The organism is Anoxybacillus sp. LAT27 (assembly GCF_022030075.1).
In the GTDB taxonomy this organism is placed as follows: Bacteria; Bacillota; Bacilli; order Bacillales; family Anoxybacillaceae; genus Anoxybacillus; species Anoxybacillus kestanbolensis.
Window position 1 is genome coordinate 1 of sequence record NZ_JAIWYK010000187.1, and the last position, 267, is coordinate 267.

Sequence of the window (267 nt, forward strand, 5' to 3'; positions counted from 1 at the left end):
CGGCGGTTTGCGCTTTCTTCACATCGGGCTACAGTTTGACGCACCGGACGCCAGTCTGGAGTGGGCAGCGCAGGTGATCCGGGATCATCCTGGCCTCCCAACGATCATCGCGACCCACGATTATATGAATAATCGGGCCGAGCGCAGGCCTAATCCGCTTCTCGATGCCAACTCCCTCGATCCGGGAGACAACAGCCCCCAGGAAGTGTGGGACAAGCTGATCAGCAAGCACGACCAGATCTTTTTGGTGCTATGCGGACATCAGCT

At 58.1% G+C, this 267-nt stretch carries 1 protein-coding gene; it reads left to right on the forward strand.

Going from position 1 to position 267, the window contains the following annotated elements; all coding sequences use genetic code 11:
* Positions 1-267: metallophosphoesterase family protein (locus tag LD028_RS09055; RefSeq protein ID WP_237811622.1), on the forward strand; the 267-nt coding region annotated here is incomplete at both ends.